The sequence below is a fragment of the Massilia sp. LXY-6 genome, from assembly GCF_051233485.1.
In the GTDB taxonomy this organism is placed as follows: domain Bacteria; phylum Pseudomonadota; class Gammaproteobacteria; order Burkholderiales; family Burkholderiaceae_D; genus Telluria.
Window position 1 is genome coordinate 36,479 of sequence record NZ_JBKFGF010000046.1, and the last position, 18,087, is coordinate 54,565.

The 18,087-nt window shown below is 67.5% G+C and carries 15 protein-coding genes and 1 riboswitch; of the genes, 8 read left to right on the top strand and 7 right to left on the bottom strand.

The window, feature by feature from the left end:
• Positions 1-112: 112 nt before the first annotated feature.
• Complete coding sequence (locus tag ACI48D_RS19505; RefSeq protein WP_435572908.1) at positions 113-1,459, top strand: ATP-binding protein; 1,347 nt, start codon at positions 113-115, stop codon at positions 1,457-1,459.
• A 4-nt stretch (positions 1,460-1,463) separates the two neighbouring features.
• Here the strand turns inward: ACI48D_RS19505 and ACI48D_RS19510 are convergent, their stop codons facing one another.
• From ACI48D_RS19510 to ACI48D_RS19525, 4 genes are all read right to left on the bottom strand, one after another.
• The gene (locus tag ACI48D_RS19510; RefSeq protein ID WP_435572909.1) at positions 1,464-2,135 is read right to left on the bottom strand and encodes a thiol:disulfide interchange protein DsbA/DsbL; all 672 of its coding nucleotides are present in this window, start codon (positions 2,133-2,135) and stop codon (positions 1,464-1,466) included.
• Positions 2,136-2,235: 100 nt separating this feature from the next.
• The gene (locus ACI48D_RS19515; protein WP_435572910.1) at positions 2,236-2,565 is read right to left on the bottom strand and encodes a hypothetical protein; all 330 of its coding nucleotides are present in this window, start codon (positions 2,563-2,565) and stop codon (positions 2,236-2,238) included.
• Positions 2,562-3,224 (bottom strand): thiol:disulfide interchange protein DsbA/DsbL, encoded by a 663-nt coding sequence (locus ACI48D_RS19520; protein WP_435572911.1) that lies wholly within the window; start codon positions 3,222-3,224, stop codon positions 2,562-2,564. The genes ACI48D_RS19515 and ACI48D_RS19520 overlap by 4 nt, the downstream gene beginning before the upstream one ends.
• Positions 3,225-3,394: 170 nt before the next feature.
• A complete protein-coding gene (locus ACI48D_RS19525) occupies positions 3,395-5,353 on the bottom strand; it encodes a TonB-dependent receptor (RefSeq protein ID WP_435572912.1) in 1,959 nt (652 codons plus the stop codon).
• An 86-nt stretch (positions 5,354-5,439) separates the two neighbouring features.
• Positions 5,440-5,678: riboswitch (cobalamin riboswitch) on the bottom strand.
• Positions 5,679-5,803: 125 nt separating this feature from the next.
• Here ACI48D_RS19525 and ACI48D_RS19530 point away from each other — a divergent pair.
• From ACI48D_RS19530 to ACI48D_RS19540, 3 genes are all read left to right on the top strand, one after another.
• Positions 5,804-8,020: a M1 family metallopeptidase gene (locus ACI48D_RS19530; RefSeq protein ID WP_435572913.1), complete on the top strand. Its 2,217-nt coding sequence runs from the start codon at positions 5,804-5,806 to the stop codon at positions 8,018-8,020.
• Entirely contained in the window at positions 8,017-8,949 is a 933-nt protein-coding gene (locus tag ACI48D_RS19535; RefSeq protein ID WP_435572914.1) for a hypothetical protein, read from the top strand. Before ACI48D_RS19530 ends, ACI48D_RS19535 begins: the two co-directional genes overlap by 4 nt.
• 67 nt (positions 8,950-9,016) lie before the next feature.
• Positions 9,017-9,829, top strand: a complete 813-nt coding sequence (locus tag ACI48D_RS19540; RefSeq protein WP_435572916.1) for a DODA-type extradiol aromatic ring-opening family dioxygenase — start codon at positions 9,017-9,019, stop codon at positions 9,827-9,829.
• A 45-nt stretch (positions 9,830-9,874) separates the two neighbouring features.
• Here ACI48D_RS19540 and ylqF read toward each other — a convergent pair whose 3' ends face one another.
• From ylqF to ACI48D_RS19555, 3 genes are all read right to left on the bottom strand, one after another.
• Positions 9,875-10,822 carry a ribosome biogenesis GTPase YlqF gene (gene ylqF, locus ACI48D_RS19545; protein ID WP_435572917.1) on the bottom strand — a complete coding sequence of 316 codons (948 nt, stop codon included), beginning with the start codon at positions 10,820-10,822 and terminating at the stop codon, positions 9,875-9,877.
• A gap of 30 nt (positions 10,823-10,852) precedes the next feature.
• On the bottom strand, positions 10,853-11,470 hold the full coding sequence (locus ACI48D_RS19550; RefSeq protein WP_435572918.1) for a hypothetical protein: 618 nt from the start codon (positions 11,468-11,470) through the stop codon (positions 10,853-10,855).
• A 190-nt stretch (positions 11,471-11,660) separates the two neighbouring features.
• Entirely contained in the window at positions 11,661-12,590 is a 930-nt protein-coding gene (locus ACI48D_RS19555; RefSeq protein ID WP_435572919.1) for a histone deacetylase family protein, read from the bottom strand.
• Between the two features lie 119 nt (positions 12,591-12,709).
• On the opposite strand from ACI48D_RS19555, the gene ACI48D_RS19560 reads away from it, so the two are divergent.
• Genes ACI48D_RS19560 through mltB form a run of 4 tightly spaced genes read left to right on the top strand, consistent with a single transcriptional unit; the run spans position 12,710 to position 17,864 of the window.
• Positions 12,710-13,630: an AAA family ATPase gene (locus ACI48D_RS19560; protein ID WP_435572920.1), complete on the top strand. Its 921-nt coding sequence runs from the start codon at positions 12,710-12,712 to the stop codon at positions 13,628-13,630.
• A 30-nt stretch (positions 13,631-13,660) separates the two neighbouring features.
• A complete protein-coding gene (locus ACI48D_RS19565; RefSeq protein ID WP_435572921.1) occupies positions 13,661-14,674 on the top strand; it encodes a DUF58 domain-containing protein in 1,014 nt (337 codons plus the stop codon).
• Positions 14,671-16,704: a transglutaminaseTgpA domain-containing protein gene (locus ACI48D_RS19570; protein ID WP_435572922.1), complete on the top strand. Its 2,034-nt coding sequence runs from the start codon at positions 14,671-14,673 to the stop codon at positions 16,702-16,704. The genes ACI48D_RS19565 and ACI48D_RS19570 overlap by 4 nt, the downstream gene beginning before the upstream one ends.
• Positions 16,701-17,864: a lytic murein transglycosylase B gene (mltB, locus tag ACI48D_RS19575; protein ID WP_435572923.1), complete on the top strand. Its 1,164-nt coding sequence runs from the start codon at positions 16,701-16,703 to the stop codon at positions 17,862-17,864. The genes ACI48D_RS19570 and mltB overlap by 4 nt, the downstream gene beginning before the upstream one ends.
• Positions 17,865-18,087: the final 223 nt, after the last annotated feature.

Consider the following 18,087-nt stretch of genomic DNA (forward strand, 5'->3'; position numbering starts at 1 on the left):
TTCAATTTGTAAAACATAAACTTTATGATCATTGCTCCTATACAATCCCGACCATGAGCAAGTCGAACCTTTTCCATGTAACCGGTAGTTACCGGCGTATCGGGGCGGCGGCGTGAACCGTCTGTTCTTCCGCTTCTTCATCCTGGTCATGCTATCGATCACGGCAGCGACCTTCGTCGTGTATTTCGTGTTCGCGCGCCTGTACGGCGATCCGCTGGACGACATCGCGCGGCGCCAGGCCTCGGCCCAGATCTTCCTGCTCGAACACTATGTGGACCAGGCGCCCGCCGACGAATGGCTGGTTCGCCTGAACAAGGTACGCGAGGTATCCAAGGCGCATTTCGACCTGATCCCGCTCGACCAGGCCCGCGCCGCCCTGCCGCGCGGCGCGCTGGCGGCCTTCGAGCGCGGCGAGATCGTGCTCGACCCCGGCCGCAAGACCCTGTTGCGGCGCGTCGACCTGGGCGGCGACCGCTATATCGGCAGCAACGAGGACGCAATCAGCGCCTCCGGCCTGCCGATCGACCTCGGTCAGGCGCTGCTGATGGAAGTGGTGCGCTACGTCGTGGTCGCGCTGGCGCTGCTGGTGCCGATCGCGCTGTGGTCGCGCTCGCACTGGCAGGGCTTGCAGATGCTGTCGCGGGTGGCGGACGAGTTTGGCGCGGGCAAGCTGTCGGCGCGCGCCGCCATGAAACCGTCCGATGCCGCCTATCCGTTGGCCGGGCGCATCAATGCGATGGCCGAGCGCATCCAGGGGCTCTTGGAATCGCAGAAGAACCTGCTGCACTCGGTGTCGCACGAATTGCGCACCCCGATCGCGCGCCTGCAATTTGCACTCGAGCTGCTGGCAGATCCGCCCGGCGCTCCGGCGGCCGGCGCTCCGGCGGCCGGCAACCCCAGGTTGGCCAAGCGCATAGGCGCAATGCACGGCGACCTGGCCGAGCTGAACGAACTGGTGAACGAACTGCTCTCGATGAGCAAGCTGGACAACGCCACCGAGCCGCAGCGCGCACTGTTCGAGGTCGAGCCGGTGCTGCGCGCATGCGCCGACGGACTGCATCCGCGCCCGGCCACGCTGCAGCTCGAACTCGGCGCCATGCTGGGCAGCGTCGACGGCGACCGTCGCCTGCTGTCGCGCGCGGTCGGCAACCTGCTGCGCAATGCCCAGAAATACGCGGTGCAAACGGTGGTCCTGAGGGCGCGCCGCGATGGCGGCCTGCTCGAAATCCTGGTCGACGACGACGGCCCCGGCATTCCCGAGGAGGAACGGGAACGCATCTTCGAAGCCTTCTACCGGCTCGACCGCAGCCGCGACCGCGCCACCGGCGGCTTCGGCCTCGGGCTGTCGATCGCACGCAAGGCGGTCAGGCTGCACGGCGGCACCCTGCGCGTGGAGCGCTCGCCGCTGGGCGGAGCGCGCTTTGCGATCCGCCTGCCGGACGGCGTGATCGCTCCCTAGGCGCTTACTTCGACGCCGCCGCCTTGGCGACCAGGGCGTCGGCCACCTGCAGCGTGGCCTGGAACATTTCCTGCGGGTTGTTCGTCTTCAGGGTGGCGTTGACGGTCGACGGCGAGGTCATGTAGCGGCCGTCGATGACCAGGGTTGGCACCGACTCGACCTTGTAGGCGCTGAGCACCCTGTCCAGCTGGCGCATGCGGGTCAGCACGCCGAACGAGTTCCAGGCATTCAGGAAAGTCGCGCGGTCGATGCCGTTCTTCGAGACCCAGTCGATGATGGCGTCGTCCTTGTTCAGGCGAATGCGCTGCTGGTGCACGGCATGGAACACCTTGGCGTGCATCTCGTCGAGCTTGCCCAGCGCTTCCAGCGTCAGGTACAGGTGGGCTTCCGGATCGTTCGGCCCGGTGTATGGCATGTGGATGCGGCGCACCTGGATGCGGTCGCCCTGCTTTTTCACCCATTCCTCGAAGCCCGGTTCCAGGCCATTGCACACCGGGCAGTGGTACATGAAGAACTCGATCACCTCGACCTTCTTGCCGGCCGCCTGCACCGGCTGGGGCTGGGCCAGGGTCGTGTAGTCGACGCCGTTCTGCGGGTTCGCTGGCGAAGCAAGCGCGGGAGCGGCGATGGCGGCGGTGGCGAGCAGGCAGGCGGCCGCAAGGCGCAGTAGACGCATGGGAAATTCCTCGTGAATAATTAATCGACAATGCCTAGCTTAGCATTCTTTGAGGCAAAAAAAATCCCGCCGAAGTGGCGGGATTCATGGTCCTGGAGAATCAGCGGCGGCGGGCGTCGGGTGCCTCCGGCTTGACGTGGCTGGCGCCGTACCACAGGTGTTCCCACCAGTGGTCGCGCGAGCGCACGGTCAGCAGGCAACGCCGGTCGACCTCCCCTTTGAACAAGGGGTCCGCACACTTGTTCGTCATCAGGGCATAGCGCTGGTTCTCGGCATTCACCAGGGCGAGGCAGAGCCAGAAGACCACGCCGACGAGCACCGCCACGATGGCCCAGGCCCAGTGGAGGTAATAGCTGGTGTCGTGCAAGTCCTCGTCTTCCGGCTTGGACTTGTCGTAGATCTTCAGGATCTTGCCTTCCGCATCGCTCATTTCGTTTTGGCTGCCTTTGCGACCAGTGCGTCCATCACCTGCAGGGTTGCCTGGAACAGCTGGGGTTCGTTGCTCGACTTCACCGAATTGTAGACCGTGGCCGGCGAGGTCTGGTACTTGCCGTCGATGACGATGGTCGGCGCGCCATCGACCTTGTACTCGTTCACGATTTGCGGCAGGCGGCGCAGCTTGGTCATCACGCCGAAGGAATTCCAGGCGTTCGTGAAGGTCGCACGGTCGATGCCGTTCTTCGATACCCAGTCGATGACCGTCGCATCGTCCTTCATGCGGATGCGGTCCTGGTGGATGGCCTTGAACACCTTGGCATGCATCTCGTCGACCTTGCCCAGCGCTTCCAGCGTCAGGTACAGATGGGCTTCTGGATCGTTGGGGCCGCTGAACGGCAGGTGCACGCGCTTCAGGACGATGTTGTCACCCTGCTTTTTGACCCACTGTTCGAACTGCGGTTCCAGCGCGTTGCAGTGCGGGCAGTGGTACATGAAGAACTCGATCACCTCGACCTTCTTGCCGGCAGCCTGCACCGGCTGCGGCTGAGCGAGCGTCACGTATTCGACGCCGTTCTTCGGGTCGGTCGGCGAGGCGAAGGCGGTGCTGGCGACGAGGCTGGCGGCAAGCAGGGCAAAACGCAGGGAACGCATAAGAATCCTTCTCGAATTGGTTGTGCAAACGACCGCGAGATTACCACTTTTTCGCCGGCCAGCCTTAGTCCGGGCTTATTTTTTGCACTGCTTACCGCTTGTTACACCGGGGTCAGAGCCCGAATTTGGGCAATTACCCAAATTCGGGCTCTGACCCCGGTTTGATTTACTTAAAAGTCATAGCGGGCTGACAGCTTCAGCTGGCGGCCGTCGCTCGGGTAGATGCCCGAGCGGCAGCCGAAGGCGTTGCTGAAGTAGCGGCGGTCGGCCAGGTTCAGGCCCGACGCGGCCAGCTCCCACGGCCCCAGCCTGACGGCGTAGCGCGCGTCGAAGGTTACATAGGACGGCATGCGCGCGGCGCAGGAATTGTCGAAGTCGCTGCCGTAACGCTGGCGGTCGACCCACTGCGCGCCGACATCTGCGCTCTGGCCGTTGCCCGGCAGCCAGGCCAGGCGCGCCGTGAGCACGTTCTTTGGCACCAGCACCATCTCGCGGCCGGCGTTCGGGCCGGAGGTGAAGGTGGCGTTCACGTGCTGCAGGTGGGCGGTGGCGCGCCAGGCCGGCGCCAACTGTGCCTCGGCATCGATCTCGATGCCTTCGCGGCGGGTCGGGTCGAGGTTGGTGTTGGCGAAGGCGGTCGGATCGTAGAAGATCTCGTTGTCGAGCTTGTGGCGGAACGCGCGCGCAGTCACCTTGCGCGCATCATCACCCCAGCTTGCGCCCAGCTCCAGGTCGTGCGAGGTCTGCACCTTCAGCAGGCTCAGACTGGTGCGGAAGCTGTTCTCGTCGACGTTGGCCACGCGGTAGCTCTGTCCGCCGCGCGCGCTCAGGGTCAGCTGCGGCAGCACGCGGTAGCTGCCCTGGGCTTCCCAAGCGTTCTGGGCCTGCGCCCCGTTGTCCGGCGTGCCTCCCATGATCGCGTCGACGTAGTCCTTGTCGAAGATCTCGCGGCGCGCGCCCAGCGCCACGCGGCCGTCGTGGGCCGGGTCGAAGCGCAGCTCGTCGCGCACGTAGAAGGCCTTTGATTTCTGGCTGGCGTCGGCCAGCGAGAAGCTCGATGTGGTCTTGCGCTTCCAGTCGATCACGTCGATGCCGGTGACCAGCTCGTTCAGCATGCCGGCGCCGATGTCGTGCAGCCAGCGGGCGCGCGGCGAGAACTGGTTCTGGCGGCCCTTGTACTTCATCACCGAAGCGCTCGGGCCGAAATAATAGTTCGACTCGGCGTCGCGCTCGCGGTGCGACAGCTCGGCCGCCAGGTCGACCGCGCCGAGACGGTATTCGGCGAAGGCGTTCACGCGGTCGGTGTCGAGCGAGCCGAAGTCTTTCGGGGTCCGGGTCTGGCGCGGATCGGCCTCGAACTGGGCCAGGGTCAGCGAGCCCGGCAGGCGCGCATCCTGGCGCGCGCTCTCCACGCGCACGCCGGCGCGGCCGCCCGTGTACGCGAGCTGCAGGCCGGCCGAGACGCTATTTTGCGTGAAGGCGTTGTTGGCGCGGTAGTTGGCGTTGTCCTGGCGCGCCACGGCAACGTCGGCGCTGATCGGGCCGGCCACGTGCGCCAGCTGCGCGCGCAGGTCGCGCTCCCTGAACTGGCCGGCTTCGGCGAACACCGAGCCGTGTGTGCCCGGCTGTGCATGACGGGCATCCTTGCGCGTCACGATCTGGATCACGCCGCCGGTCGCGCCCTCGCCGTACAGCACGCTGCTGCCGCCGCGCACGATCTCGATGCGCTCGACCGTGTCGATCGGAATGGTCGACAACACGGAATTGCTCAGCTCGTTCTCGTTCAGGCGGACGCCGTCGACCATGATCACCATGTTCTGGGCGCTGTTGGTGCCGAAGCCGCGCAAGTCGAGCGCGAAGTCGGGCGAGGAGTCCAGGCTCTGGCGCCCGAACACGCCGCCGATCTTGCGGATCGCCTGGTTGACGTCGTTCACGCCGGCCTGGCGGATCTCGTCGCGGGTGATGACGGTGGCGCCGATCGGCTCCAGGGATTCGGCGCTGGGAAAGCGCGAACCCGTGATCACGACGGTGGCCGGGGCGGCCTCGTCGGCATGGGCGGCAACCGGAATGGAAAACGCGGTGGCAATAGAGGTGGCGCAGGCCAGCGCAAGCGGCTTCAAGGAATTCATCGATTAATCGTGTTCGAGCAGTGTTCGAGCGTTAGGCCGGCGCGCGTCCCCGCACACCGGCTCGTCACGGAAGCGCGGCGATGCGCCCGCTTCCACCTGTCCTGGCCGGTATCCGGGCTCGCAAGACAGACCGCCCCACCTTCCTATGCGCAGTGACAGCACACAGTGGTTTTAGAGGCGGCCAGTCGCCGTGAAGGCGACGCTTGTTTACCGTTGCGGGGGCAGCACACGTTGGCGCGGTGCCGGGGGCACCTGCGCTCCGTGTTTCCCGTTTAACTGCACGCGATTGAAGCCGCGTGCGGGCACCAGAACCGGCAAATTATAAACCTATTAAGCAACATCCCTTGCCAATTTGTAGGCTTGTATGGGTTTTCTGACAGTATTTTCGCATATAGTGTGAACACAAATACAACTTAACAAAATTCAATTCCAAATTTTTGGGGGTCCTGCATGAGATTGGGTTCCACAGTACTGCGTAGGTGCGCGCTCGCCGCCCTGCTGGCGGCGGGGGTGGCGGTCACCGCCGAGCTGCTCGCCGAACCGGGCGGCGCAGCGGCCGCGTCCAGCGCGCCCGCGCCTTCCCTCGACGGCATTGCCCTGGCGGCGCCGCATGCCGCGGCGGTGAACGTGCCCAGCAGCCCGAACGCCTGGGGCGGCGCCCGCACCGGGAGCGAATCGACGCTGTCGGACCGGGTCGTCCACTACGACATCGACGCCACCCTCGACCCCGTCAAGCACACGGTGACGGGCCGCGAAAAACTCACCTGGCGCAACAGGAGCAGCGTGCCGGTGAAGAGCGTCTACCTGCACCTCTACATGAATGCCTTCGAAGGCACGGGCAGCACCTTCTTTACCGAGAAGCGCGAGCGCGGGTCCGGGTTCCGCTCCGGCGTCGACATCAAGGATGGCGAATGGGGCCACATGCTTCTACGCAGCGTGACCCAGGGCGAGGCCAGCGTGCCCTGGACTTTCGTCCACCCCGACAACGGCCCGGCCACGGACCACACCGTGGTGCGCTTCGACCTGCCGGCCGCGGTCGCGCCAGGCGCCTCGACCACCTTCGACATCGACTTCCACACCCAGCTGCCGCGGGTGATCGCGCGCACCGGTTACTTCGGTAGCTTCCACCTGGTCGGCCAGTGGTTTCCCAAGATCGGGGTACTGGAACTGCCGGGCGAACGCGGGGCCACGGCGCCGCGCTGGAACGCCCACGAAATGCACCTGAACTCCGAGTTCTACGCCGACTTCGGCAGCTTCGACGTGCGCCTGACGGTGCCGAAGGAGTACACGGTCGGCGCCACCGGCGAGCCGCAGGGAGCGCCGGTCGAGAACAAGGGCATGCTGACCCACCGCTACGTGCAGGGCGACGTCCACGACTTCGCCTGGACCGCCGACAAGCGCTCCGCCAAGCCGATGGTCGAGACCTGGACCGGCCGGAGCAGCCCGCAGGTCACCGTCACCGTGCTGTATCCCCCGGAGTATGCGGCGAGCGCGGCGCCGGCCATGAAGGCGGCCAAGGATTCGCTGAGCTACTTCTCGAACACGCTCGGCCCCTACCCCTACAAGACGCTCACGGTCGTGATCCCGCCCTACAACGCGGAAGAAGCGGGCGGCATGGAATACCCGACCTTCTTCACCGCCGAAGGCTATGCGCAGGTCGAGCCGGGCACCGCCAACCAGTACCTGCTCGACTTCGTGACCATCCACGAATTCGGGCATGGCTACTTCTACGGCCTGCTGGCCACCAACGAGTTCGAGGAACCGGTACTCGACGAAGGCCTGAACGAGTACTGGGACCTGCGCATGGTCCGCGACCGCGGGCAGCAGGTCTTCGCCGGCACCCCGCTCACCCGCAAGCTCGGCTTTTCCCCCGGCTTCCAGGCCTTCGCCGCCGAGCGCATGGGCACTCCGCGCGGCGATCCCGCCGATGCGCCCGGCCAGAACGCCTATGACCGCCTGCAAGGCATCGGCCCGGTCTACAGCCGCACCGCGACCCTGATGCGCGACCTCGAAGCGCGGGTCGGCAAGGAGCCGATCGAACGCGCCTTCAAGGAATACTACCGGCGCTGGAAGTTCCGCCATCCGAGCACCGCCGACCTGCGCGAGACCCTGGCCGACGTCACCGGCCAGCGCGCCGCGGTCGACTCCGTGTTCGCCCAGCAGGTCTATGCGGTGACCAAGGTCGACGACCGCATCGCCGATTTCAGCAGCCGCGAACAGCTGCCGTTGCCGGGAACGCGCCAGGTGGGCAGCAGCTGGGTCGAGGACAAGCAGGCCGACCTCGACAAGCGCATCGAGAAGGAGCGCGAGGCATGGAAGAAGGCGCATCCGAAGGCGAAGGAAGGCCTGGGTCCCTACCCCTTCCGCACCGAGGTGCTGGTGCGCCGCTACGGCGCCGCGGTGCCGCAGACCGTGCTCGTGAAATTCGCCGACGGCAGTGCGGAAACCGTGCGCTGGGACGGCACCGAGTCCTGGCGCAAGTTCAGCTGGACCAGGCCGGCGCGCGCCGTCTCGGCCGAACTCGACCCGCAGCGCCTGCACTACCTCGACGTCAGCAAGCTGGACGACAGCCGGACACTCAAGCCCGACGCCCGCGCCTCGCGCCGCTGGGGCATGGACGTCGCCGCCTTCATCGAATACCTCCTCACCCTGATCGCGACCGTATGATGAGCATCGACCAGACCCTCGACTCCCCTTCCCTGGCACCGCAGAACACCCGCGTGCGCCGCCGCAGCGGCTTGCGCCCGCTTCTAGGGGCCATGCGCGCCGCGCTGCAGTGGCGCCTGCTGCTGTGGTGGGCCGTGCTGCTCCTGCTGCCGACCCTGGCCGCCAGCCTGCCGGTGTGGCAGATGCTGGGCGCGAACCTCGACCACTCGGTCTACGCGGCCCAGCTGGCGGACAAGCTCGACATGCTCGCCATCGCCGACCTGCTAAGCAGTGCGCGCGAGCGCTTCGCTCCCGCCATCGGCAGCGGCGGCATGGTCGCGCTGGCGCTGACCCTGCTGCTGTCGCCGCTGCTGGCCGGGATGACGATCTACGCGGCGCGGGCTAGCCGCCGTCCCGGCTTCATCGACCTGCTGGCCGGCGGCGCCCAGGAATACGCGCGCATGTTCCGGATGATGGTGTGGAGCGTGGTGCCGCTGGTAGTGGTCGGCATCGCCGCCGGCCTCGCCTTCAAGATCGCCGGCAAGACGGCCGAGCGCGCGATCCTGGAAAGCGATGCCGACCGCGCTTTGCACATCGCGATGATCGTCTCGCTGGCCGTGTTCGTGCTGGTCCACGCCACCATCGACGCCGGCCGCGCCCTGCTGGCCAACGAACGCCGGCGCCGCTCGGCCATCGTGGCCTGGTGGGGCGGCGTGCGGCTGATGCTGCGCCGTCCGTTCTCGCTGCTGGGCGTGTACGTGGCGGTCACCGGTATCGGCCTGCTGCTGGCCGGCCTGCTGGTGCTGGCGCGCGTGCAGGTGCCGGCGCTGGGCGCGGGCGGCACCGCCGCCGCCTTCCTGCTGACCCAGTTGACGGTGCTGGTGCTGGGCTGGATGCGCAGCGCGCGGCTGTTCGCGATGATGGCGCTGGTGAGGGCGCGGCCGCAATAAGCTGCTTTGCACGCGGCGGGCGAGGATCGGCTACCATGGCCGTTTCAATATCCGCCGAGGAGCCGCCATGTCCACACGCCTGCCCACCTATTTCGTCTCGCACGGCGGCGGCCCGTGGCCCTGGATGAAGGACCAGTACGGCGGCGCCTACGACAAGCTCGAAGCCTCGCTAGTCGACATGCGGCGCCAGGCGGGCAGCCGCCCGAAAGCCGTGCTGGTGGTGACCAGCCACTGGGAGACCGATCAGTTCATGGTCTCGAGCGGCACGGCGCCCGCCATGATCTACGACTACGGCGGCTTCCCGCCGCACACCTACCAGATCAGTTATCCTGCGCCGGGCAACCCGCAACTGGCCGCCCGCGTGGCGGACTTGCTCACCGCCGCCGGCCAGCCGGCCGGGCTGGACCCGGAGCGCGGCCTCGACCACGGTACCTTCTCGATGCTCTACCCGGTCTATCCGGAAGCCGACATGCCTGTGGTGCAGCTGTCGATCCGCCACGGCTACGATCCGGCCGCGCACCTGGCCGCCGGACGCGCGCTGGCGCCGCTGCGCGACGAGGGCGTGCTGATCGTCGGCAGCGGCCTGTCCTTCCACAACCTGCGCCAGTTCGGCCCCGGCGGCGCGCTGGCCTCGCACGCCTTCGACACCTGGCTGCAGCACGTGCTGCTGGAACTGTCCCCGAGCGACCGCGAACAGGCGCTGCTGCACTGGAGCGAGGCGCCCTATGCGCGCCATGCGCATCCGCGGGAGGATCATCTGGTGCCGTTGTGGGTGGCGCTGGGTGCGGCCGAGCAGGAACCGGCGGCCTGCGTGTATCACGAGGACGCGTTCTTCGGGGCGCTGACGGTATCGAGTTTCAGGTTCGGGCAAACCGCTTAAGTAACGGGGCCTCGAGCAACGCGCGGTAGCTTGCTCGAGGTTCCCTCACGTACCGCGCTTGCCGCGCGCCGCTTCCTCGGCCTTTTGCGCCGCCTTCTCGGCCGCGATGCGCGCCTTCTCTTCCATCTCGATGCGGTGCTTTTCCAGCGCCGCCGCGCGGGTTTCCGGCGTCTCCAGGCTGATGCGGCCCAGCGCGCCCTGGCGATAGTCCTGCAGCAGCACGTGGGCCGCCTTTTCGTAGTCGTAGTCGCCGCCGCGCACGCGGAAGCCACGGCGCGCGGCCACGCCCTCGATCACACCGACCCCGTCCATGCCCTCCGTCTTGAAGCCGTAGCGGGCGCTCAGGAGTTGCGGGTAGCGTTCTAGCAGCAGCGTGCCCAGGAACTCGGCCACTTCTTCCTCGATCACGGCATTGGTGCCGACCGCATGGCTGGCGGCCAGCATCAGGCCGTCGCTTTCCATCGCAATCTTCGGCCACAGCATGCCGGGAGTATCGACCAGCACCGTAAACTTGTCCAGGTAGATCTTCTGCTGGGCCTTGGTGACGGCCGGCTCGTCGCCGACCTTGGCCACGCGCTTCTTCAGCAGCGCGTTCATCAGGGTCGACTTGCCGACGTTCGGTATGCCCATGATCATGATGCGCAGCGGCTTGGTCGGCACCCCGCGGTGCGGTGCCAGCGTCTTGCACAGCTCGGGAATGCGCGCCACGTCGGACGGCTTCTTGGTCGTCATCGGATAGGCCGTCACGCCTTCCTGGGCGTCATACCAGGCGGCCCAGGCGGCGGTCGCCACCGGGTCGGCCAGGTCGGTCTTGTTCAGGACCTTCAGGCAGGGGCGCTGGCGGAACTTGCGCAATTGCTCGACCATCGGGTTGCTGCTCGCCTGCGGCAGGCGCGCGTCCAGGACCTCGATGACCACATCGGTGTTTTCCATCTGCTCCGCGGCCTGCTTGCGGGCCGCGGCCATGTGGCCCGGGAACCATTGAATCGACATGCTTACTCTCAATAATCTGCGTACAAGGCGCTATTTTACGCTGGAGAAGCTGGTGAGCTCCTGTTCGGTGAAGGTCGGGTTCGCCACTGCCTGGCGCAGCAGCTCCGCAAAGTCGCCCTGCCGCAGCAGGGCCAGGTCCTGCTGCTGGCGCCCGAGTGCGCGCTGGATCAAGGGGTGGGCCAGCAGCCTGGCTTCCTTTTTCGGCGTGTTCGGAACCACGCCGGTGATCCTGATGGCGGCCTGGTCGGTGGCATCGTACTCGCGCCCGACCGCCGATTCGGCCTGGCTGGGCTCGTCCACCAGCAGGCAGCGGATCGCGTAGGCCAGCGAAGCCAGTCCGTCCTCGGCCATCTGCGTCAGCAACCCGCCTTCGGCCTCTTTTCCGGGAATCATCCGCATGACCTCGTCCAGCACCGCCGGCCAGGGCTGCTGGTCGGGGTCGTGCGCCAGGATGCACTGCCACAGCTCGGCGACGATCTCGCGCGCGCGGCCCTGGGTCGCCGGCGCGTGGAGGGCCGCGAAGCGCTCGCAGGCGGGCATGAGCCGGGTCGCGGCCGCAGTGGCGCAGGCCAGCCGCGCCGTCGGCGGGAATGCCGCGAGTGCGGCCAACAAGTCCTGCTTGTCGTAGCTGAACATCGAATCTGCCATTGGCACATTCTACCGCGCAACCGGCTTTGGCTCACATTCGCTCGGCGGCAGCGGCTGGCCCGGGTCGAAGGCCTGCAGCTCCTTGCCCGCCAGTTTGACGTCCCTGGCGAACCCCAGTCCTGTTTATCGTCGAGGTTAGATATGGCTGCGTTGCGTCGGTTCACTCGACCGGCGCAGGGGACACGTTATCTCAATCCAGCTCCGCCAGCGCCTTGACGTGCGCGGCTACGCTGCGCCCCAGGGCCGACAGGTTGTAGCCGCCTTCCAGGCAGCTGACGATGCGCCCCCCGGCGTACAGGCGGGCGACCTCGACCAGCCGGTGGGTGATCCACGCGTAGTCCGCCTCGACCAGTGCCATGCCGCCCAGCTCGTCTTCCTTGTGGGCGTCGAAGCCGGCCGAGATGAAGATCATCTGCGGGCGGTGTGCATGCAGGGCCGGCAGCCATTGTTCCTGCACCAGCTTGCGCACCACCTCGCCGCCGCTGTAGGCCGGCACCGGGATGTTCACGCTGGTGGCGGTGACCGGGGTCGGCTCGCTGTACGGATAGAAGGGATGCTGGAAGAAGCTGGCCATCAGCACGCGCGGGTCGTCGTGGAAGGCTTCGTCGGTGCCATTGCCGTGGTGGACATCGAAGTCGACGATGGCGACCCGTTCCAGTCCGTGCACCTCGAGCGCGTGGCGGACGGCGATGGCGACGTTGTTGAACAGGCAGAAGCCCATCGGCTCGCCGGGACGCGCGTGGTGGCCGGGCGGGCGGATCGCACAGAAGGCATTGTCGACGGCACCCGCGATCACGTCGTCGGTGGCGGCCAGCGCGAGGCCGGCGGCGCGCAGGGCGGCCCGGTAGCTGTCCTTGCACAGCAGGGTGTCGCCGTCGAGCGGATAGTGTTCGCCGGCGCCCGGCAGGTTGTCGCGCACCAGGTCGAGCGCGCCCTGGCTGTGGTTGCGCAGGATCGCCGCCGTATCGGCCGGCGCGCCGTCGCGGCGTTCGACCAGACCGTCCAGGCGCGCCAGGATCAGCTGGTCCTCGATCGCCTGCAGCCGCGCCGGCGTCTCGGGATGCCAGTCGCCCATCTCGTGCAGGGAACAGTCGGGGTGGCTGTAGATTGCTGTACTCATTGTGCTGCGCTCATCCGTATCACATGGGATCGGCGTTCTCGCATAGAATCGAAAGGCCGAAAAAATTGCCGATAGCGCTAATCTACCATGCGCCCAGGCGCAACGAGAAAAAGCCATTCATGTTCAAACAATTGCATTCAGCCGCACGCCAGGTCGGGAGAATCGTGGTGGGCAAGGACCAGCAGGTCCGCCTCGCCCTCACCTGCCTGCTGGCCGGCGGCCACCTGCTGATCGACGACGTGCCCGGGGTCGGCAAGACCACGCTGGCGCATGCGCTGGCGCTGACGCTGGGGCTGCAGTTCAACCGCGTGCAGTTCACCAGCGACCTGCTGCCGGCGGATGTGGCCGGCATCTCGGTGTATGAGCGCGAGAAGAACGGCTTCGTGTTCCATCCCGGCCCCATCTTCACCCAGGTGCTGCTGGCCGACGAGATCAACCGCGCCACGCCCAAGACCCAGTCCGGGCTGCTGGAAGCGATGGAGGAGCGCCAGGTCACGGCCGACGGTGTCACGCGCGCCCTGCCGGAACCCTTCTTCGTGATCGCGACCCAGAATCCGGCGCACCAGATCGGCACCTTCCCGCTGCCCGAGTCCCAGCTCGACCGCTTCCTGATGTGCCTGTCGCTCGGCTATCCCGACGCCAGCGCCGAGCGCGCCCTCCTGATGGGCGAGGACCGGCGCGCGATGCTGAAAACCCTGCAACCGGTGATGCGGCCCGAAGAGCTGCTGGATGCGCAGCGCTCGCTGCGCGCGATCCACGCTTCGAGCCCGCTCATCGATTACCTGCAGGCCCTGGCCCAGGAATCGCGCTCGGGCAAACTGTTTGCCGAAGGGCTGTCGCCGCGCGCCACCCTGGCCCTGCTGCAGGCGGCGCGCGCCTGGGCCGCGCTGGAAGGACGCGACCACGTGATCCCGGAAGACGTCCAGACCCTGCTGGTGCCGGTGTGCGCGCACCGCCTGCGGCCGCTGAAGTCGGCGATCGGCGGCGGCAGCGCCAGCCGCGACCTGGTGCTGCAGCTGCAGAAGCTGGTGCCGGTCTGAGATGGCGAGCATGAGATGAGGACCGTGGCCGTGGCCAGACTGCCGCTCGGCGCCCGGGTGTTCGGCTGGCTGCGCGGACGGCGCAGCACCTGGCGCGAGCGCAGCACCGCGCGCGACCGCGGCGAAGTGGAGCTGAACCAGCGCCGCGTGTATGTCCTGCCGACCCGCGCCGGCCTCGGCTTCGGCGCCCTGCTGCTGGCGCTGCTGATCGGCTCGGTCAACTACGACCTGGGCCTGGGCTTCGGCCTGACCTTCGTGGCCGCCGCCTGCGGGCTGGTCGACATGTTCTATACCTACCGCAACCTGGCCCACCTGCACCTGCGCCCGGGCCGTGCCAGCGCCGTGTTCGCGGGCGAGGAGGCGCCGTTCGAGCTGCTGCTGGCCAACCGCACACGGCTCAGCCGGTTCGCGGTCTGGGTCGACGTCGATACCGCGCAGGACCCGCGCCATGCGGTCGACGTGCCGGCGGGCGGTGGCGCCACCGTGGTGCTGTCCGGCGCCAGCAGCCGGCGCGGCTGGATGCAGGCGCCGCGCGTGCGCCTGGCGACCCGCTTCCCACTCGGCCTGTTCAACGCCTGGAGCTACTGGCAGCCGGACAGCCGCGCGCTGGTCTACCCCTTCCCCGAGCAGGACGCGCCGCCGCTGCCGGTCAGCGGCTACCCGAGCCCGGACGGCATCGGCAGCGCCGGCAGCGACGATTTCGCCGGCGTGCGCAGCTACCAGCCGGGCGACCCCTTGCGCCAGCTGGCCTGGCGCCACATCGCGCGCCTCGACCCCTCGCTCGGCGGCCAGCTGGTGACCAAGCAGTTCGAAGGCGGCGCGCTCGACGAGCTGGTGCTCGACCTGGACGCGCTGCCGCCCCGGCTCGACCTGGAATCGAAACTGTCGCGCCTGGCGCGCTGGGTGCTGGAGGCGGAGCTGCGCGCCCTGCCCTATGCGCTGCGCCTCGGCCGGCAGAGCATCGAGGCGGCGCTCGGCCCGGCCCACCAGGCGGCCTGCCTGGAAGCCCTTGCGCTGTACGGCGGCGCCGGCGAGGACCGATGAAAGCCTCCCGTCTCCCCCTGCCGCGCTTCTCGTCCCCGCTCTCGCGCGACAAGCAGGACACCCTGCTGCTGCTGGCCAGCACGGTGCTGGTGCTGCTGCCGCATACCGCCCACCTGCCGCTGTGGGTGACGCTGCTGTGCGGCGCCACGCTGGCCTGGCGCGCCCTGCTGACCCTGCTGGGGCGGCGCATGCCGGCCAACCTGGTGCTGGTGCCGCTGGCGGTGGTCGCGATGGCGGGCGTACTGCACACCTACCACACGCTGCTCGGCCGCGATGCGGGGGTCGCCATGCTGGTGCTGCTGGTGGCCTTCAAGATGCTGGAGATGCATGCGCGGCGCGACCTGTTCGTGGTGGTGTTCCTGTGCTTCTTCCTGGTGCTGACGAATTTCTTCTACTCGCAAAGCATCGGCACCGCCCTGCTGATGCTGGCCTCGATCGTGGCCCTGCTCACCACCCAGTTGTCGTTCCAGCTCACCGGCGCGGTGCCGCCCTTGCGCTCGCGCCTGCTGATGGGGGCGAAGATCCTGGCGCTGGCGGCGCCGCTCGCGGCCCTGGGCTTCGTGCTGTTCCCGCGCATAGACGGACCGCTGTGGGGCCTGCCCGACGATGCCCATGGCGCCCGCAGCGGCCTGTCCGATACGATGGCGCCGGGCCAGGTCTCGACTCTGGCGCAGTCGGACGCGCCGGCCTTCCGCGTGAAATTCGACGGCCCGCCGCCCGCCCAGCCGCAGCTGTACTGGCGCGGACCGGTGCTGGGCGCCTACGACGGCCGCACCTGGAGCCGCCTGATGCCGCGCCCCTACCGCGGCCGCAAGGCCCCGCAGGCGGTGTCGCTGTCGGTACGCGGCGAAGCGCGGCGCTACCAGATCACCATGGAGCCGTCGAACACGCGCTGGCTGTTCGCGCTCGAGATGCCGGGCGCACTGCCGCAGCTGTCGAGCGGAACCGCCGGCGCAAGCCCGGAACTGGAACTGCAGGCCTCCGCTCCGGTGCGCGAGCGGATCCGCTACGACCTCGCTTCCTACGTGGACTTCAGCCTGCAGGCCGGCGACACCCTGGACAATGCCTTCGAATGGCTGCTGCTGCCCTACGGCCGCAACCTGAAGGCGCTGGCGGCCGGCCGGCGCCTGCGCCAGGACTATCCGGAGCCGATGCGGCGGGTGCAGGCGGTGCTGCGCCAGTTCGCCACCGGCGGCTATTCCTATACGCTGGAACCGCCGCTGCTGGGAGCAGAAGCCGTCGACGAATTCCTGTACGACACCCGCTCCGGATTCTGCGAGCACTATGCCGGCGCCTTCGTGTTCCTGATGCGCGCGGCCGGCATCCCGGCGCGCGTGGTGACCGGCTACCAGGGCGGCGAGCTGAACCCGATCGACGGCTATTTCACCGTGCGCCAGTCCGACGCCCATGCCTGGAGCGAGGTCTGGCTGCCGCGGCAGGGCTGGGTGCGGATCGATCCGACCGCCGCGGTCTCGCCGGACCGCGTGCAGCGCGGCCTGGCGCGCGCGCTGCCGGCGCCGGCGCCGTTCGGCTTCGAGGGACTGGGGCGGCTGCTGCAGCCGGACCCGGATTCGCTGCTGGCCAGGGTCCGGTATGCGATCGGCGCCGCCAACAACGGCTGGAACCAGTGGGTGCTGAACTACACGCCGCAGCGCCAGCATGCATTGATGGAAAGCCTGCAGGACAAGCTGTTCAGCTGGCGCAGCGCGGCCCTGTTCGCGCTCGCCTGCGCAGTGTTGCTGCTGGCAAGAAAATTGTCGCGGCAAGGCCGGGAGGACCCGGTCGATCGGCTATACTCGGCCTTGTGCCAACGCCTCGGCCAACTGGGCCTGCCGCGTGCGCCGGACGAAGGGCCGACGGCTTACGCCGCACGCGTCGCTGGTGCCGCCCTGGCCCCCGAGCCGAAGGCCGCCGCGGCCGAATTCCTGCGTCGCTACAGTGCCTGGCGCTACGCACCGCCAACGCAGCCACAGCCGCATGGCGCCGGCCTGCCGACTATCCTGAAAGAGTTGCTGTCCCGAGTTCGATGAAATCCTTTGTTCCGCTGTTGCTTGCCTTCGCCATCGGCACCGGGCAAGCGTCCCACGCCGCCGCCGCCTCCTCGCTCCACCACGCCAAGGCCGCAAAGACCGCCAAGGCCGGCAAGGCGACGAAAGCCAAGGCCGCCAAGGACAAGGCCGCGCAAGCCGTAGCGGCAGCCGCTCCCGTGCGTCCGCGCATCGACTACGACGGCGAGCAGGTCAACTTCGGCGAATGGCAGGCGGTGCGCGATTTCGAGGACGAGATGGTGAACCGCCAGGGCTTCGACCGTGCCGAGCTCGACGCATTGGTGGCGAAGACCCGCTTCATCGATTCCGCGGTCCAACTGGTCAAGCCGGCGCCGCCGGGCAAGCCGAAGAACTGGCAAGCCTACAGCGAGCGTTTCATCGAGCCGATCCGCATCAATGCCGGAGTCCGCTTCTGGAACGAGAACGCGGCCCTGCTGGAGCGCGCCGAGGCGCTGTACGGCGTGCCGGCCGAGATCATCGTCGGCATCATCGGCGTCGAGACCATCTACGGCCGCGACACCGGACGCTTCCGCGTGGTGGACGTGCTGACCACCCTCGCCTTCGCCTATCCGGAAGCGCCGAACCGGCTCGACCGCATGGCCTTCTTCCGCAGCGAACTGGAAAACACGCTGCTGCTGGCGCGCAAGGAAAACATCGATCCGTTCTCGCTGCTGGGGTCCTTCGCCGGCGCGGTCGGCATGCCCCAGTTCATGCCCGGGAATATCCTGAAATACGGCGTCGACTTCGACGGCGACGGCATCGTCGACCTGCGCAACTCGGCCGCCGACGCGATCGGCAGCGTGGCAAATTTCCTGGTTGCGCACGGCTGGGACCGCAACGCCACCGGGCCTTCCGTGTTCCCGGCGGACGTCGCGCCGAGCCTGGCCTGGCAGCCGCTGCTGGGCGGCCTGGAGGCGCGCTGGCAGCCATCTGAGCTGCAGGGCGCCGGCATCGTGACCCGCACTTCCCTGCCGGAACAGCGCCAGTACGGCCTGATCGATCTGCAGAACGGTGCCAATCCGGCCGAGTACTGGGTAGCGAATGCTAACTTCTTTGCTATCACTAAATACAATCGAAGTTATTTCTATGCCATGTCAGTGGTCGAACTGGGCCGTGCGGTGCACTTGGCGCGCGGCCTCTAAGGCTTGATCGGCTAGAAACTTTGTATCTCTTTGTAACCCCGTAATAGTGTTACTGCTGAGTTAATGCCGTACTGACAAGCACATACCCCCGGGGGTATATTGATTTCCTCAGGTTAGTTCTGCGGGGAAACAGACCTTTCATCCCGATACCCCCACCATTCTTGGCTTTTCGTCATTCCGTTTGGAAACGTACAGCAGCGCATCGAGAATTGCCTTACACTTA

Coding starts and splice junctions, on each gene's coding strand:
- ACI48D_RS19510 (WP_435572909.1), bottom strand. CDS start 2,135: ATGCGTCTACTGCGCCTTGCGGCCGCCTGCCTGCTCGCCACCGCCGCC.
- ACI48D_RS19515 (WP_435572910.1), bottom strand. CDS start 2,565: ATGAGCGATGCGGAAGGCAAGATCCTGAAGATCTACGACAAGTCCAAG.
- ACI48D_RS19520 (WP_435572911.1), bottom strand. CDS start 3,224: ATGCGTTCCCTGCGTTTTGCCCTGCTTGCCGCCAGCCTCGTCGCCAGC.
- ACI48D_RS19525 (WP_435572912.1), bottom strand. CDS start 5,353: ATGAATTCCTTGAAGCCGCTTGCGCTGGCCTGCGCCACCTCTATTGCC.
- ACI48D_RS19530 (WP_435572913.1), top strand. CDS start 5,804: ATGAGATTGGGTTCCACAGTACTGCGTAGGTGCGCGCTCGCCGCCCTG.
- ACI48D_RS19535 (WP_435572914.1), top strand. CDS start 8,017: ATGATGAGCATCGACCAGACCCTCGACTCCCCTTCCCTGGCACCGCAG.
- ACI48D_RS19540 (WP_435572916.1), top strand. CDS start 9,017: ATGTCCACACGCCTGCCCACCTATTTCGTCTCGCACGGCGGCGGCCCG.
- ylqF (WP_435572917.1), bottom strand. CDS start 10,822: ATGTCGATTCAATGGTTCCCGGGCCACATGGCCGCGGCCCGCAAGCAG.
- ACI48D_RS19550 (WP_435572918.1), bottom strand. CDS start 11,470: ATGGCAGATTCGATGTTCAGCTACGACAAGCAGGACTTGTTGGCCGCA.
- ACI48D_RS19555 (WP_435572919.1), bottom strand. CDS start 12,590: ATGAGTACAGCAATCTACAGCCACCCCGACTGTTCCCTGCACGAGATG.
- ACI48D_RS19560 (WP_435572920.1), top strand. CDS start 12,710: ATGTTCAAACAATTGCATTCAGCCGCACGCCAGGTCGGGAGAATCGTG.
- ACI48D_RS19570 (WP_435572922.1), top strand. CDS start 14,671: ATGAAAGCCTCCCGTCTCCCCCTGCCGCGCTTCTCGTCCCCGCTCTCG.
- mltB (WP_435572923.1), top strand. CDS start 16,701: ATGAAATCCTTTGTTCCGCTGTTGCTTGCCTTCGCCATCGGCACCGGG.